This is a genomic window from Daejeonella sp., assembly GCF_037719425.1.
GTDB lineage: Bacteria > Bacteroidota > Bacteroidia > Sphingobacteriales > Sphingobacteriaceae > Daejeonella.
The window spans coordinates 1-14,346 of sequence record NZ_JBBJNI010000109.1; the positions used below are offsets into that span (position 1 = coordinate 1).

The window sequence follows — 14,346 nt, forward strand, 5'->3', positions numbered from 1 at the left end:
TCAGGCAAACCAGATCAATTTCTTCTATAATATCCTCCAGAACACTGACGGAAGTATGTGGATTTATGGCAACTCCTGCCCTGCATCCCAGATCCTTTATGGCACCCAACGTGCGATGAAGATGTGTACAAGCTTCATAATGCACTGTTATATTTGCAGCCCCTGCATTCTTGAAGTCCTGCAAATACCTGTCGGGATCCACGATCATTAAATGTACGTCCAACGGCTTCGTTGCATGTTTGTTGATGGCATTCAAAACGGGAAATCCGAAGGAAATGTTCGGAACGAATACACCATCCATAATATCAATATGAAACCAATCAGCCTCACTTTGATTGATCATTATGATATCCTTTTCCAGATTGGCAAAATCGGCAGAGAGTACAGATGGGGCAATAAAGTGGTTCATGGAACAAATTTACAACTTTGATGAAGAATATGCTATGAAAACTAATTGGATAAATTTCATCTCCGATCGTTTGCCATAATTGCCTTCACTTTCTCAAGTTCGATCAGATCGAGTTGATCTTTAGGGCGATTAGCTGCTTTTTTTGATTCGATCAAGTGATTAATATGAAGAAAGGGAATGTCGACATCGTAGATAGTAGCAATCGACGCGAGCTCCATGTAGTAATCAAATGATCTCTCAAGGCCTTTAACGGCTGTCATTACATCGAGTCTAATACCATTATTGAGATGAAAATAGGTCCACCCTGGAACAAATTGCATATCCGGCAAAGTTTTGATATCGCCGATCCCATATTTACGAAATACTTTTCTCAGGATTCCTCTATTGATCTTTGTGTCCTTTATCCAGATGTCGATATCCTCTGTCGTTCGCTGATATCCGTGAAGATTCGTGGCGACCCCACCGATCATAATATATTTAAGATCTGATTCGAAGGCAATTTTCCAGAAACGAAGCAATTCTTCGTCGAATACATCCATATTAAGCGATTACTCTGATGGAGGGAAAGACTTATGTTTGACAGTTGCCTGACGAAGCATTTGATTCATTTTCATCAGTTTTGCCATCACATGAAAACGCTCGGTATAAGAACGTTTTAAGGCAGCTTTAAGAAGGTCCATTTCAGCCTTCTCATAATCAGATTGAGGTTCCTTTAAGATATCTTCCTTTTGCTTGCCCATAATAGTGTTAATGCAATTTACCACAAAAATCTCTGAAAACAAAAGCCTGACCAGATTGCTCCGGTCAGGCTTTATATAATTTTAACCTTTAAAATTATGCTTCGGCAGGCTTAGTTTCTTCCGGACGTGGAGGACGCGGAAGTAAAGCTTTACGTGAAAGCTTAAATTTTCCTTGTTTGTCTACATCTAAAAGTTTAACCTGAATTACATCACCGACGTTGAGTACACCATCCATTGTTTCATGACGGGTCCAGTCGATTTCAGAGATGTGAAGAAGGCCGTCCTTACCAGGCATGATCTCAACGAAAGCGCCGAATGGCATGATCGTTTTAACCTTACCTTCGTAGATCTCGCCAACTTCAGGCCTTGCAGCTATAGCTCTGATACGACTAACCGCCTTATCAATAGCTTCTTTATTATCTGCAAAGATCTGAACGATACCCTGATTGTCTTTTTCTTCGATAGCAATGGTAGCGCCAGTTTCGCGTTGCATTTCCTGAATGATCTTACCACCGGGGCCTATAACTGCACCAATGAATTCTTTATCAATTTTGAGGGTAACAATACGCGGAGCATGTGGTTTGTAATCCTCACGAGGTGCAGAAATAGTTTTCTTCATCTCATTAAGAATGTGAAGACGAGCTTCACCTGCCTGCTTCAAAGCTGCAGTTAATACCTCCCACTTCAAACCGTTGATTTTCAAGTCCATTTGGCAAGCAACAATACCTGCTTCTGTACCAGTAACCTTGAAGTCCATATCTCCTAAATGATCTTCATCACCAAGGATATCGCTTAAGATCGCATACTTGCCAGTTTTCTCATCGGTGATCAATCCCATTGCGATTCCTGATACAGGAGCTTTGATCTTGATGCCGGCATCCATCAGCGCAAGCGTACCTGCACAAACTGTTGCCATAGAAGAAGAGCCATTTGACTCAAGGATATCGGAAACAATACGGATAGTATAAGGATTGTCATCCATAGGGATAACTTTCTTTAACGAACGCATAGCAAGGTTACCGTGACCAATCTCACGACGGCCGGCACCACGGTTAGGACGAACCTCGCCAGTAGAGAAACCAGGGAAATTATAGTGTAAAAGGAATTTCTGGTATCCATTGAAGAATGCTCCATCGATCATCTGCTCATCAGATTTAGCACCTAAAGTAACAGTTGTCAGTGATTGTGTTTCACCCCGGGTGAATACAGCTGAACCGTGCGCAGATGGCAGGTATCCGATTTCACTCCATATAGGACGAACAGTACGTGCGTCACGGCCATCAAGACGAATTCCTTCATCAAGAACAAGGTTACGGATAGCATCGTATTGAACATCATGGAAATATTTCTTAGCAAGAAACCCAGTCGTATCATCAATATCTTCACCTAAAGTAGCGATGAAGTCCATAAGGATGGCGCCAAAAGCATTACCTCTATCATTTTTAGCTGAATTAGATTTAGCTATTGCATATACTTTATCGTAAGTAGCTGCATAAACTTTCTTTTTCAGTTCCTCATCATGTGATTCGTGGCTGTACTCGCGTTTCTTGGTTTTTCCAACCAATTCAGCAAGCTCTTTCTGCGCCTTAACCTGGATTACGATCGCTTTGTGGCCAAATTCAATCGCAGCAACCATATCCTCTTCAGAGATCTCGTCAGCTTCACCTTCAACCATTACGATATCATGCTCAGTACCAGCTACAAGGAAATCGATAGTGGCTCTTTCCAGGTCGCTCAGGTAAGGGTTGATAACGAAATTGCCGTCGATACGTGCAACACGAACTTCAGAGATAGGCCCGTTAAACGGAATATCTGAAACAGCGATAGCTGCAGATGCCGCCAGACCTGCAAGGCAGTCAGGCATAATGTTTTTATCGGCTGAGATCAAAGAGATCATCACCTGAGTGTCTGAATGATAATCATCCGGGAACATCGGACGAAGCGCGCGGTCAACTAAACGTGAAATAAGGACTTCATGGTCAGAAAGTCTCGCTTCCCGGCGTAAGAACCCACCTGGTATACGTCCTGTAGACGCATATTTTTCCTGGTAATCAACGGATAATGGCAGGAAGTCTGTTCCTGGTTTAGCACCTATTGAAGAAACAACAGTTGCAAGGAGCATCGTATCTCCCATTTTCACGACCACTGATCCATCAGCCTGTTTAGCTAACTTTCCAGTTTCGATCTCGATCATACGGCCATCGCCCAGATCAAATGATTTTTTTATTACGTTATAACTCATTGGTTTATAGCGGTATACTTTTCCTCTTTAGAGCACACCTTCTTTTATATTGGTTTATTTCTAATAAAGTAAAAAAGCCATCCCAAAAAAAGGATGGCTTCGCAATGTTTTGCTAAGATTATTTTATAATATCTCTTAACTCTAATGCTTTGATAATAGCACGATACCTGTTAATATCTTTTTTGTAAAGATATGCCAGCAGCGCGCGGCGTTTACCAACTAGTTTCTGAAGAGATAATTGTGTAGAAAAATCCTTCTTGTTTTTTTTCAAATGCCCGGTTAAATGAGCAATACGAGAGGTAAATAATGCAACCTGTCCTTCTGCAGAACCCGTGTCTGTAGCACCTTTTCCGTGCTTGGCAAAAATATCTGCCTTGTACTCTGTACTTAAATACATTACCTGAATAATATTAAAGCGTGAATGATTAAATTAATTGGATGCAAAGATAGGAAAAGGCTGGGTTAATTGCAAGTGCGATTAGTGATTAGTGATTGGTGATTAGTGATTAGACTGGGTGGACTAGACGCTTGTGGCTAACCAACTAACAACTAACCAACTAACAACAAGGTTGCATTTCCCAAAAATTACCCCCAACTTCGTTACCAATGGAAGCTCCTAAAATATACAGCACCTTCAAAACCGAATTCAAAGTTCGTCCTGACGATATTGACATGTTTAACCATGTGCATAATAGCACCTATTTTGATTATGTCCTCGCCGCGCGGTATGAACAAATGGAAGTGTTCTATAAAATGCCCATGGAAACTTTCCTCGAACAAGGGTATGGCTGGGTTGTGCGCACAGCGCATGTTGATTACAAGCGTCCATTAGGACTAGGAGATAAATTCACTGTTGAAACCGGAATTGAAACTATTAATTCTAAAGGCTGCAGGGTTAAGTTTGAAATAGTGAATCTTAAAACAGGAAAAGTATCCTGTGATGGCTGGTTCGACTATGTGATGATTGACACCAATACCGGTAAAGGTGTTAAAGTATCAGAGGAAATGATCCTCCAGTATTCGATATAAGTTTTAGTTATCAGTAACCAGTGATCAGTAACCACGGGTTAGTAACGAGTATTAGGTAACCCAGTTTCAGTTTTCAGTTTTCAGTTTTCAACTCTCCACTCTCAACTCCCTAAAGCCTTCTCAATAAGTTCCCCATAAAACTCGCCAATGTTCATTCCCGCTGCTTTCACCTGCTGGGGTATGAAACTCTGGGCAGTCTGTCCCGGAATAGTATTAATCTCCACGAAATAAAAATTACTGGTATCAGCCTGTAAGAAATAATCGATCCTGACCATACCCCTGCAATTCAGCTTGATATACACATCTTTTACAATACGCTCTACATTAGATTTTTCCTGGTCGTTCATTCGTCCGGGAGTTATTTCTTCAGTAGCCCCTGGTGTATATTTGGCCTCAAAATCAAAGAAATCATTTGATGGGATCACTTCAGTAGCCGGAAGGACAGTTATCCCATTTTTGCCATTATACACACCAACAGAAAACTCTCGGCCCTGAATAAATTCCTCAACAAGTACCTGAGTGTCTTCATTAAAAGCTTTATCAAGCGCCCCGGGCAGCTCTGCATCAAATTTAACTTTGCTCATCCCTATACTGCTGCCACCACTATTCGGCTTAATAAATAAAGGAAGCTTCAATGAACTTAATAAAAGCTCAGAGGACTTATCCGTGTTCTCAAAAAGCTGAATCGATTTTGCAACGTGCAGGCCCGGGATTCCATCCACTACAGCTTTAGAGTAGCCTTTGTTCATCGTTATGGATGAAGTTAGCGCATCACAGCTGGTATAAGGTATACTAAGTAAATCAAAATAGCCCTGAAGCTTGCCATCCTCGCCCGGCGATCCGTGCAGCATGATAAACACTGCATCGAACGTTATTTTCTTATCTCCAGGTGTGATACTGAAATCATTTCGGTCAACCGGATGTTTAACCGACTTTTCGTCTTCGTAATACCACTCATCTTTCAGGATCACAATTTTGAATACATCATATTTTTCATGATCAATTTGCGACTCTACAAATGCGGAACTTTTAAAGGATACAACGGACTCGCCTGTAAATCCACCGGTTACTAAAGCTATTATCTTGTTCATTGGCCCAAAGATATTGTAAAAAACAATCGGTCTATAAGAGGGCTTAATTTTTATCTTCGGTATTGCTGAATTTTGAATTATTTTTGGAAGCTAAATGCTGTTTCGGGAAATAGCGCGTTACCCATAAACTTTATCTTTTATACTAAGCCAGTTATTGATGAGTAAATTTTTTAATTACTTAAAAACTAAAACCTTTCGCAGAAATCTCATTATCGCTGCAGTATCAATTATTACTTTTTTGCTTGTTATTTTCTACAGTCTTGGATTTTACACACATCATGGTGAAGGCATGCCGGTTCCTAAACTAAAAGGTCTTAGTATTGAACGGGCTATTGAGCTTCTCGAAGCAGAAGGCCTCCGCTATCAGATTAATGATTCTGTATACCTTATTGATAAACCGCCGGGTATAGTTGTTGAACAGGACCCGGATCCTAATACAAATGTTAAGGCTAACCGGACAATCTACCTCATTATTACAAGGGATGCACCTAATATTAAATTTCCCGATATTGCAGGTAAAACGTTTCTGGAAGTACGGTCTATCCTGAATAATTACCAATTGAAGGTGGGAGACACTACTTATGTATCGGATGTTGCCAGGGATGTTGTTATTAGCTCTTCATTCGGAGGGAATGCAATATCGAGAGGTGCGCAAATCCCCAAGGGTTCAAAAGTAGATCTGGTATTGGGTGATGGCCTGGGTGCGAGTGACGTGGATATCCCGAACTTATTGGGCCTGGATCTTAGCGAAGCAAGGATGTCTCTCAGAGGTGCTTCTTTGATTTTAGGGCAGGTAACTTTTGAAGGTGCTGTCAGCGATTCCCTGAGAGCAAAGATCATCCGTCAATTTCCTGCGATAAGCGATACTTTGAATAAAGTGAGTATAGGTACGCAAATTGATGTAGTACTAAGCAACTAATAGAATTCATGGATATTTCGGCTGCTGAATTCAGTTTACGCTATCAGGATGATACGTCTCTGATAGTTATAGATGTCCGCGAAGAACTGGAATACCAGACATTTAACGTGGGCGGGAGTAATATTCCATTAGGTTTGCTGATACAAAACATTGAGGACCTTGATTACGAAAAAGAGGACGAAATTGTAGTGATCTGCCAGCGCGGATTAAGAAGTGAAACAGCAAGACGGGTATTAGCACAAAACGGATATAAGAATGTCCGAAATTTAACGGGTGGCTTATTGGCTATTCAAAAACTGAACACCAAAACATCGACAAAATAGAATGACTACAAGCAAAAACAATAAACTTAGCTTCAAATCCAAGGTCTTCATTGCTTTGGGCGTATTGTTCGTCGTTATGCTGGCGGGAACAGCATTTAATTATTATTTGAAATATTTTGGGCCAAATGTAACAGACAATGCTGAGTACCTCTACATCAAAACGGGCTCTGACTTCGATGATGTATTTGAAATAATCAAAAAGGATAAAATTGTAAGGGACAGCGTCTCATTCCTCAATGCAGCTAACAACATGGATTATCCGGGCAGTGTAAAGCCCGGCCGCTACAGTCTCAAACAGGGCATGAGCAACCGGGCCTTTATCAATATGCTGAAGGCCGGAAATCAGGAACCTGTGAAAATATCTTTCCAGAATGTCAGGCTTAAACAAACGCTTGCAGGGATGGTAGCTAAGAAGCTTGAGACCGACTCTGCATCAATAGGCAGTCTTTTAGATTCGGCCTCGTTTGTTGAAAAATATGGGTTCAATACAGATAATGTTTATACCATGTTTATTCCCAACTCCTACGAACTGTATTGGAATACTTCAGCGGAGAAATTCTTTGCCCGCATGCACGATGAATATCAAAAATTCTGGACGGCGGAAAGAAAAGCAAAAGCAGAAAAAATTGGCCTCACTCCTATCAAAGTAAGCATCCTTGCTTCTATAGTAGATGGTGAAGCCTTAAAGGATAAAGAAATGCCGACAATTGCGGGCCTTTACATGAACAGGTTAAAAAAAGGAATGAGGCTCGAAGCGGATCCTACGGTGATTTTTGCTGCAAATGATTTTACTATTAGACGGGTTCTAAACAGGCATCTTCGTATAAGCTCTCCATACAACACATATATGAATACGGGGCTGCCCCCCGGGCCTATTAATATGCCAAGTATCAATGCTGTTGATGCCGTATTGAATTATACAAGCCACGATTATATTTATATGTGCGCAAAGGAAGATTTTTCCGGGTATCATAACTTTGCTACCAACCTGTCTCAGCATTCAATAAATGCAAGGAAATTTCAGCAGGCACTGAACGCACGAAACATCAAGAAATAATGTTTGTTCATTCAACCAAGATCCGGGTGCGCTACGCCGAAACTGACCAGATGGGCTATATGTATTATGGCAATTATGCGGCATTCTACGAAGTGGGGCGTGTAGAAATGCTAAGGAGTCTCGGGATGACGTATAGTTCTATGGAAGAATCCGGGATAATTATGCCCGTTGCAGAACTGAAATGCAAATATATCAAGCCAGCACGTTACGATGAAGAGATAACCGTGAAGGTGATAATGGAGACCATCCCATCAGTAAGAATACATTTCCGGTATGAGCTCTCCAATGAAAAGGAGGAGTTGATTAATGTTGGTGAAACAACGCTGGTTTTTATAAATCAAAAAAAGAATAAACCCTGCTTACCTTCAGAAGATTTTTTAAAAAAAGTTAGAGTTCACTTTAGTTAAAACCCATGCGCTGGCTGCACAAGATCCTTTTAAATTTCAAACCTTATCATCTTCTGATCGAGTGGACTAAGGTTATGATACTGCCAGGATTTAGTCCTTTGCCGGTTTATACTGTCGCTTCATTTTTTTTCCAGGAGATTGGGAAAGACGAGCTGATAAATAAAGCATCTTCGCTGGCCTACAACTTTATGCTGGCTATATTCCCTGCGATCATTTTCCTTTTTACCTTAATACCATACATACCTATACAGGGCTTTCAGAATCAATTGATGAACTTGATCGCGCTTGTACTGCCGCTTGAAGCATACGAGGCTGTCAAAACAACCCTGATTGATATTGTCAGCAATCAGAATTCGGGATTGCTTTCCTTTGGTTTCTTCCTGGCGCTTTTCTTCGCAACCAATGGTGTACACACACTTATGCAGGCATTTAATAAATCATCGCTCCTCATCGAAACCAGGCCGTGGTTTAAACAAAGGCTTGTAGCTGTATATCTGACCGTATTGATCTCATTTGCATTAATATTCGGCCTGATCATAATGACCATCGGGGAATATATCTTCGGCTTGCTTAAAACAGAATTGCGCTTCAAAGATTCGTTTTGGTTGCATCTGCTGAATGCCGGCAGATGGTTGATCTTGATAATAGTATACTTCGTCACGATATCTATCCTTTACAGGTACGGACCGGCCCATCCTAAAAAGTGGAGATTTTTTAGCGCCGGTTCATGGATGGCTACAATCCTTGCAGTACTGACCTTCTGGGGGTTTTCTTTTTATATTAATAATTTCGGTAATTATAATAAGCTTTACGGTTCTATCGGTACTCTGATAGTCCTGATGATCTGGCTTTACTTGAACTCACTTATCATCCTCGTTGGCTTCGAGCTGAATGCCAGCATTGATCTTTCAAAAAGAAGTATCCGCATTGTTAAGCCCAAATTCAACACGTTTAAGGCGCCAGTGGTGGAAGAAAAGCTGGAAAGTAAGACTTAAGGTTTTATTTTCTGAATACTTTTCACGTTCAGTCTGTGCACGTTATAAGCAGAAATCCAAAAAATGAGTTTTTTGTTTGCAGATTAAGCCGGAGTTTGTACTTTTGCCCCCGGAGAGCTGGCAGAGTGGTCGATTGCGGCAGTCTTGAAAACTGTTGAACTGTTAAAGGTTCCTGGGGTTCGAATCCCTAGCTCTCCGCCGATAATCATATCAAAAACAGTTAAAAGCCTGCAAATCAAATGTTTGCAGGCTTTTATTTTGAGGTCAAACCCTCGTTTTATTCATCAAATCGCAACAAAAAAGGGCGTAATTCGGTGAGTAGATTTTAAGACTACCCTTACTCACCAGAATATACTTATCTCTCTGATTATAAGCCTGTTCAATCATTGAACATCTTGACCAGTATTATTTGCAAGCTTAGTTTTGTTTCACTTTTTAATACTAAACAGTATGAAAACTACATTCAGCTTGCTTTTTTATTTAAAGAAGCCCAAAAACTACGCAGGTGGCCTTATGCCTGTTTATGTACGCATTTCCGTAAACGGCCAGCGTTCCGAATCCACGACAGGGATGGAATGCGAACCTAGCCAATGGAACAACGCTGCCGGACGGCTCAAAGGCACTAAAGAAGAAGTTAAATCCTTCAACGCCTACTTTGACGATCTGCAAACCAAAGTTTACAATGCCCACCGTGCGCTAAGCGAAGGTGACGACCTTATTACAGCGGAAACGATCCGCGATAAGTTTCTGGGCAAAGCCGAAAAGTCCCGCTACCTGATCGAAATATTTAAGACCATAATAAAAAGGTAGAAGCACTTATTGGAAAGGAATTCGCCAAAGGCACCTTATGCCGTTACAAGACCTCTTTAAAGCATACGCAGGATTTTCTGAAATGGAAATACAACCTTTCAGATATAGACATTAAAAAAGTAGATCACGCCTTTATTACAGAGTATGAATTTTACCTTCGCTCTGAACGTAAGTGCGCTAATAACTCAGCGGTAAAGTATATTAAGAACTTTGGTAAGATCATCCGTATTTGTTTAGCTAACCGCTGGCTGACTTATAATCCGTTCCTGAACTATAAGAATAAAGTTAAAACGGTTGACCGGGTTTACCTGACTACGGATGAATTACAGGAAATTACTAAGAAAGAACTGGTAACCGAGCGGCTGACACAGGTGCGTGATATTTTCCTGTTTTGCTGCTTTACCGGCCTGGCTTATGCAGATGTAAAGAAATTGCGCAAATGGGATTTGGTCACAGGCGTGGATGGGGAGCAATGGATTTCGATCAAAAGGCAGAAAACCGATATCCCATCCCGTATTCCTGTGCTGCCTGCCGCTAGTACTCTGATACAACGTTACGCCGAACATCCGCAATGCGAAAACATTGGCCGCGTATTTCCTGTACTAAGTAATCAGAAGATGAATGCCTACCTGAAAGAGATTGCTGATGTATGCGGAATTAACAAACCGATCACCTTTCATATTGCCCGGCATACCTTCGCCACAACGGTAACGCTTTTAAACGGTGTACCTATTGAAAGCGTATCCAAGATGTTAGGCCATACCAATATTCAGACTACACAGCATTACGCCAAGATATTGGATATTAAAGTGGGTGCTGATATGGCCTTACTGAGGCAGAAATACGCAGCAAAACACTAATGCAGCTTGAAGTCACAATTTGTGACTTCAAGTTTATTTAAAAAAATTATACATTGGATTTCAATATGAAAAAAGAACGAAATACATCTCTGATACCGGATGAATTAGTAATGAGTAAAATCTATCTTATTCGTGAGCAAAAAGTGATGTTGGACAGCGATTTAGCAGAACTATACGGGGTTGAAACTAAGGTGTTAAATCAAGCTATCAACAGGAACATGGAAAGATTTCCCGAGGATTTTATGTTTCAATTAGATCAACAGGAATGGTCAAACTTGAAGTCACAAATTGTGACTTCAAGTTGGGGAGGCAGAAGAAAGGTGCCCAGAGCCTTTACTGAATATGGGGTCTTAATGCTTTCCAGTGTACTAAACAGTGCAAGAGCGATACAGGTAAATATTCAGGTTATGCGTGTTTTTTCACGTTTTAGAAAGTATCTTTCGGATCATGACGAACTACGTGTGCAGATTGAAGAAATCAGGCAGCAACTACATAACAATAGCAAAAACATCGAACTGGTCTTTCAATATTTAGACGAACTGGTAGAGAAAAAAACAGAACCCAAACCAAGAAAGCGCATTGGCTTTAAATCAGACGATCTGTAAAAAGATTATTCAAGGTGCAAATATGGCACCTTGAATGCCTTAAGGCCAGTTAAGAAAGGCATATTTATAGAAAACACAATGCTAGTAGTTACTTTGTTAATCTATCAGATTAACAAAAGTTATGAAAGAGTACTTTAAACCCCGTGCCAGATTTAATCGAAAAGAACATCCGTTTGATATAGGCAGAGCCTTCTCCTGGTGGAAAGGCCATTATGACCGCCATTTCATGAACAGCCTTTACGAGCGCAATGAAAGCGAGTTTGATGCTTTCTATCGGTATCACCTAGCTTATTTTTTAAACGTCAATGAAAGCACTGAAGAACCAGAGTTTTTCAAGCATGTCTGGGATATTGTCGGTGACGAACTTGCCATTTTAATCAAAGAGGATAAACGGCATTCAAGGAGCGAGCATGAACGTAATAACAACCAGAAAATACAAATAAGGGCTTTTATAGAATACTTGAAGAGTATCGACCAATGGAATACCGGTAAGACCAAAGACGAGATTATAGCTGCAAAAGCAGCAGAAATCAAAATCTTAAACGAGCAATTAGCTCTCCTGAAACAAGAACTTAAAGCTGCCCGTAAACTGGAAACCGAGGACTACATCAACATCACTAAAGGCTACCGCAACACACTACTAGACCTTTGCCTGCAAATGCAGGAGATCAAACTGCCCGATGGCAAAGAACTCTTGCTATCGCAGACACAAAGCGTCTGGCTGAAGATGATCTGCAAATATTTCCGTGAGGGCGACCAGGAGATCAATTTTGAAACCATACGCCGTTATTTCCCCGGTGACAAGAGAGATCCGGGCTTCAAACATTCCCCTATTCCCGCAAAATCAAAACTGTTTCAGATCAGTCCCTTGAAAAATCGAAGCTAATCTTTTCCTTAACCTGTAATCAGAGGTCAGCGAAGTATCTCTTCTACAACAGCTAGTCATTCATCGGTATGAAAAGTTTCGAAACGACTTCTGCGGCACGTGGCAATATCCCTCCATAGGCTTTTTGGTAAAGCAAAATTCTGATCGCCGTCCTTATCTGCAAGGCGGCTCCACTGCGTTCCACTTGTTTTTGAAAAAAAATCTCCACACCTGCGCTCCGCTCCGGGTAGTATTTTTTTCCAAAAAGCCTTGCATCCAATTCCGTCTCTTTCAGGTGGGTGGCTTAACAAAAAGCTACCGGAGGCTTCAGCCGAAGGGACTTATAAACGCAGAAGCTATGAAACAAGAACAATTCCCTCATGCAGTGGTAACAGAGATTCAGTTAAGTTACCACCCGACTGTAAAGCCGTCACAACGCCCCAAAGTAAGTACATCGGTTGAAGTATACGAACTGCTAAAAGCCAATTGGGATACCGACCGATTAGAGTTACAAGAGCAATTTAAGGTTATGCTCTTAAACCGGGCAAACCGGGTATTGGGTATCGTTGAAATTTCAAGCGGTGGAATGACCGGAACCGTTTCAGACCCGAAGCTGATTTTTGGGGTGGCCTTAAAGGCAGCAGCCTGTTCTATTATTTTATCCCATAATCACCCGAGCTGTCAGTTAAAGCCATCGGAGGCCGATATTCTTCTGACCAGGAAAATCTGCCAGGCAGGCCTGTTCCTGGATATTGCTGTACTGGATCATATCATTTTGACAGCAGAGGGCTATCTGTCTTTCACAGATGAAGGGCTAATGTAGAAAATACAGCTTGAAAACCACTACCAGTTAATATCAAATTGGTAGTGAATAAATTATAAGCTGATCCAACTTCCCTTAAATCACTCCATTTTAACCACGCAGTTTTGCTTGGTCATAAAATCTGCACGGCTTAGCACAAATTTGAATCAAATCAAATGCTATGCAACTCATTAATGACGAAGCCCTAAGCCGGTGTATCCGGGAAGCGGTCAGGGCAGAACTACAGGAACATTTTAAAACGGGTAGCTATCACGCGCTACAGGAAGAACGGCTATTGTCCAAGCAGGAACTGGCCGGGGAACTTGGCGTGTCCCTGGTCACACTCACGGACTGGATGAAAAAGGGTCTGCCCTTTCTGCGCCTACACAAACGGGTTTACTTCAAACGGAGTGAAGTGCTTAAAATCATGCAGCAAAAAACAAGTACTGATCAGGAGGAAGAAAGATGCAAGTAGAACTAATCACCAGGGAAGATCTAAAGACGTTCAAGAACGAACTGTTAAACGAGATCAAACAAATCGTGAAATCCCCCCAGGGACAAAGCAAGCAATGGCTGAAAAGCAGCGAGGTCAGAAAGCTATTAAACATTTCACCCGGCACTCTCCAGAATTTAAGGATTAACGGCACCCTGCGTTATACCAAAATTGGCGGTATGATGTACTATAAATTAGAGGACATCCACAAGCTGCTGGAGGGAAATCAGCCATGATGCAACCAGGCATCCACCGCGAAACAGCGACCTATAGCAAATTGATCAGACGCATGGGAACAGACCGCCGCTTACTGGCCACTCATGTAAGCCTGTTTACTGCATTGTTTGTCTGCTGGCAGCGGAGCGGGTTTTCCAGTCCGTTTGCCGTTACCCGTAAAACGCTGATGACTTTTTCAAAGATCGCTTCCATTGCGACTTATCATAAATGTATCCGGGAACTAGATGGATATGGCTATATCCGCTACCAGTCATCCTACCATCCCACCAAAGGGAGCCTGGTGTACTGGCCGCTTGTAAGCAAAACAGCAAACAGCAATTGACAAAATGACGGACGGTTTGAGGAGACAATGGTTTTTTATGCGTTTTGAGGGAGCGAGTTAATGTTTTTGCTATACAAAAACCCGCAGAGACCCCCGAATGGGTATCTGCGGCTCGCTCCCGGTGGTCGTTTTTTTTAAGA

General features: G+C 41.5%; 20 protein-coding genes and 1 tRNA gene. 15 read left to right on the top strand and 6 right to left on the bottom strand.

Annotated features, from left to right (window positions below; genetic code table 11):
- From WKF69_RS13760 to rpsO, 5 genes are all read right to left on the bottom strand, one after another.
- A partial coding sequence (locus tag WKF69_RS13760; RefSeq protein WP_340382650.1) for a ribulose-phosphate 3-epimerase occupies positions 1-409 on the bottom strand: 409 nt, incomplete at its 3' end.
- 56 nt (positions 410-465) lie between these two features.
- A complete protein-coding gene (locus tag WKF69_RS13765) occupies positions 466-948 on the bottom strand; it encodes a DUF6036 family nucleotidyltransferase (RefSeq protein WP_340382651.1) in 483 nt (160 codons plus the stop codon).
- Between the two features lie 9 nt (positions 949-957).
- Complete coding sequence (locus WKF69_RS13770; RefSeq protein ID WP_340382652.1) at positions 958-1,149, bottom strand: hypothetical protein; 192 nt, start codon at positions 1,147-1,149, stop codon at positions 958-960.
- Between the two features lie 94 nt (positions 1,150-1,243).
- Positions 1,244-3,391: a polyribonucleotide nucleotidyltransferase gene (gene pnp / locus WKF69_RS13775; protein WP_340382653.1), complete on the bottom strand. Its 2,148-nt coding sequence runs from the start codon at positions 3,389-3,391 to the stop codon at positions 1,244-1,246.
- Between the two features lie 118 nt (positions 3,392-3,509).
- Positions 3,510-3,788 carry a 30S ribosomal protein S15 gene (rpsO, locus tag WKF69_RS13780; protein ID WP_340382654.1) on the bottom strand — a complete coding sequence of 93 codons (279 nt, stop codon included), beginning with the start codon at positions 3,786-3,788 and terminating at the stop codon, positions 3,510-3,512.
- A 209-nt stretch (positions 3,789-3,997) separates the two neighbouring features.
- Between rpsO and WKF69_RS13785 the strand changes: the two genes are divergently transcribed.
- The gene (locus WKF69_RS13785; protein WP_340382655.1) at positions 3,998-4,420 is read left to right on the top strand and encodes an acyl-CoA thioesterase; all 423 of its coding nucleotides are present in this window, start codon (positions 3,998-4,000) and stop codon (positions 4,418-4,420) included.
- Positions 4,421-4,521: 101 nt separating this feature from the next.
- Here the strand turns inward: WKF69_RS13785 and WKF69_RS13790 are convergent, their stop codons facing one another.
- Complete coding sequence (locus tag WKF69_RS13790; protein WP_340382656.1) at positions 4,522-5,511, bottom strand: D-alanine--D-alanine ligase; 990 nt, start codon at positions 5,509-5,511, stop codon at positions 4,522-4,524.
- 157 nt (positions 5,512-5,668) lie between these two features.
- Between WKF69_RS13790 and WKF69_RS13795 the strand changes: the two genes are divergently transcribed.
- The 14 genes from WKF69_RS13795 (at position 5,669) to WKF69_RS13860 (ending at position 14,206) form a co-directional block, all read left to right on the top strand.
- The gene (locus WKF69_RS13795; RefSeq protein WP_340382657.1) at positions 5,669-6,430 is read left to right on the top strand and encodes a PASTA domain-containing protein; all 762 of its coding nucleotides are present in this window, start codon (positions 5,669-5,671) and stop codon (positions 6,428-6,430) included.
- An 8-nt stretch (positions 6,431-6,438) separates the two neighbouring features.
- Positions 6,439-6,753: a rhodanese-like domain-containing protein gene (locus tag WKF69_RS13800; RefSeq protein ID WP_340382658.1), complete on the top strand. Its 315-nt coding sequence runs from the start codon at positions 6,439-6,441 to the stop codon at positions 6,751-6,753.
- 1 nt (position 6,754) lies between these two features.
- A complete protein-coding gene (gene mltG, locus WKF69_RS13805; RefSeq protein ID WP_340382659.1) occupies positions 6,755-7,810 on the top strand; it encodes an endolytic transglycosylase MltG in 1,056 nt (351 codons plus the stop codon).
- A complete protein-coding gene (locus tag WKF69_RS13810) occupies positions 7,810-8,217 on the top strand; it encodes a thioesterase family protein (protein ID WP_340382660.1) in 408 nt (135 codons plus the stop codon). Before mltG ends, WKF69_RS13810 begins: the two co-directional genes overlap by 1 nt.
- Positions 8,218-8,222: 5 nt before the next feature.
- Positions 8,223-9,212: a YihY/virulence factor BrkB family protein gene (locus WKF69_RS13815; RefSeq protein ID WP_340382661.1), complete on the top strand. Its 990-nt coding sequence runs from the start codon at positions 8,223-8,225 to the stop codon at positions 9,210-9,212.
- A 111-nt stretch (positions 9,213-9,323) separates the two neighbouring features.
- Positions 9,324-9,410: transfer RNA gene (locus tag WKF69_RS13820), tRNA-Ser, on the top strand.
- 252 nt (positions 9,411-9,662) lie between these two features.
- Positions 9,663-10,022, top strand: coding sequence for an Arm DNA-binding domain-containing protein (locus WKF69_RS13825; RefSeq protein ID WP_340382662.1), 360 nt, complete (start codon positions 9,663-9,665; stop codon positions 10,020-10,022).
- Positions 10,023-10,099: 77 nt separating this feature from the next.
- A complete protein-coding gene (locus WKF69_RS13830; protein WP_340382669.1) occupies positions 10,100-10,882 on the top strand; it encodes a site-specific integrase in 783 nt (260 codons plus the stop codon).
- A gap of 65 nt (positions 10,883-10,947) precedes the next feature.
- The gene (locus tag WKF69_RS13835) at positions 10,948-11,487 is read left to right on the top strand and encodes an ORF6N domain-containing protein (RefSeq protein ID WP_340382663.1); all 540 of its coding nucleotides are present in this window, start codon (positions 10,948-10,950) and stop codon (positions 11,485-11,487) included.
- A gap of 121 nt (positions 11,488-11,608) precedes the next feature.
- Complete coding sequence (locus tag WKF69_RS13840; protein ID WP_340382664.1) at positions 11,609-12,373, top strand: hypothetical protein; 765 nt, start codon at positions 11,609-11,611, stop codon at positions 12,371-12,373.
- Between the two features lie 337 nt (positions 12,374-12,710).
- Complete coding sequence (locus WKF69_RS13845) at positions 12,711-13,175, top strand: JAB domain-containing protein (protein ID WP_340382665.1); 465 nt, start codon at positions 12,711-12,713, stop codon at positions 13,173-13,175.
- A gap of 160 nt (positions 13,176-13,335) precedes the next feature.
- Entirely contained in the window at positions 13,336-13,629 is a 294-nt protein-coding gene (locus WKF69_RS13850; protein WP_340382666.1) for a helix-turn-helix domain-containing protein, read from the top strand.
- Positions 13,620-13,883, top strand: coding sequence for a helix-turn-helix domain-containing protein (locus WKF69_RS13855; protein ID WP_340382667.1), 264 nt, complete (start codon positions 13,620-13,622; stop codon positions 13,881-13,883). Before WKF69_RS13850 ends, WKF69_RS13855 begins: the two co-directional genes overlap by 10 nt.
- Positions 13,880-14,206 carry a hypothetical protein gene (locus WKF69_RS13860; RefSeq protein WP_340382668.1) on the top strand — a complete coding sequence of 109 codons (327 nt, stop codon included), beginning with the start codon at positions 13,880-13,882 and terminating at the stop codon, positions 14,204-14,206. Before WKF69_RS13855 ends, WKF69_RS13860 begins: the two co-directional genes overlap by 4 nt.
- Positions 14,207-14,346: the final 140 nt, after the last annotated feature.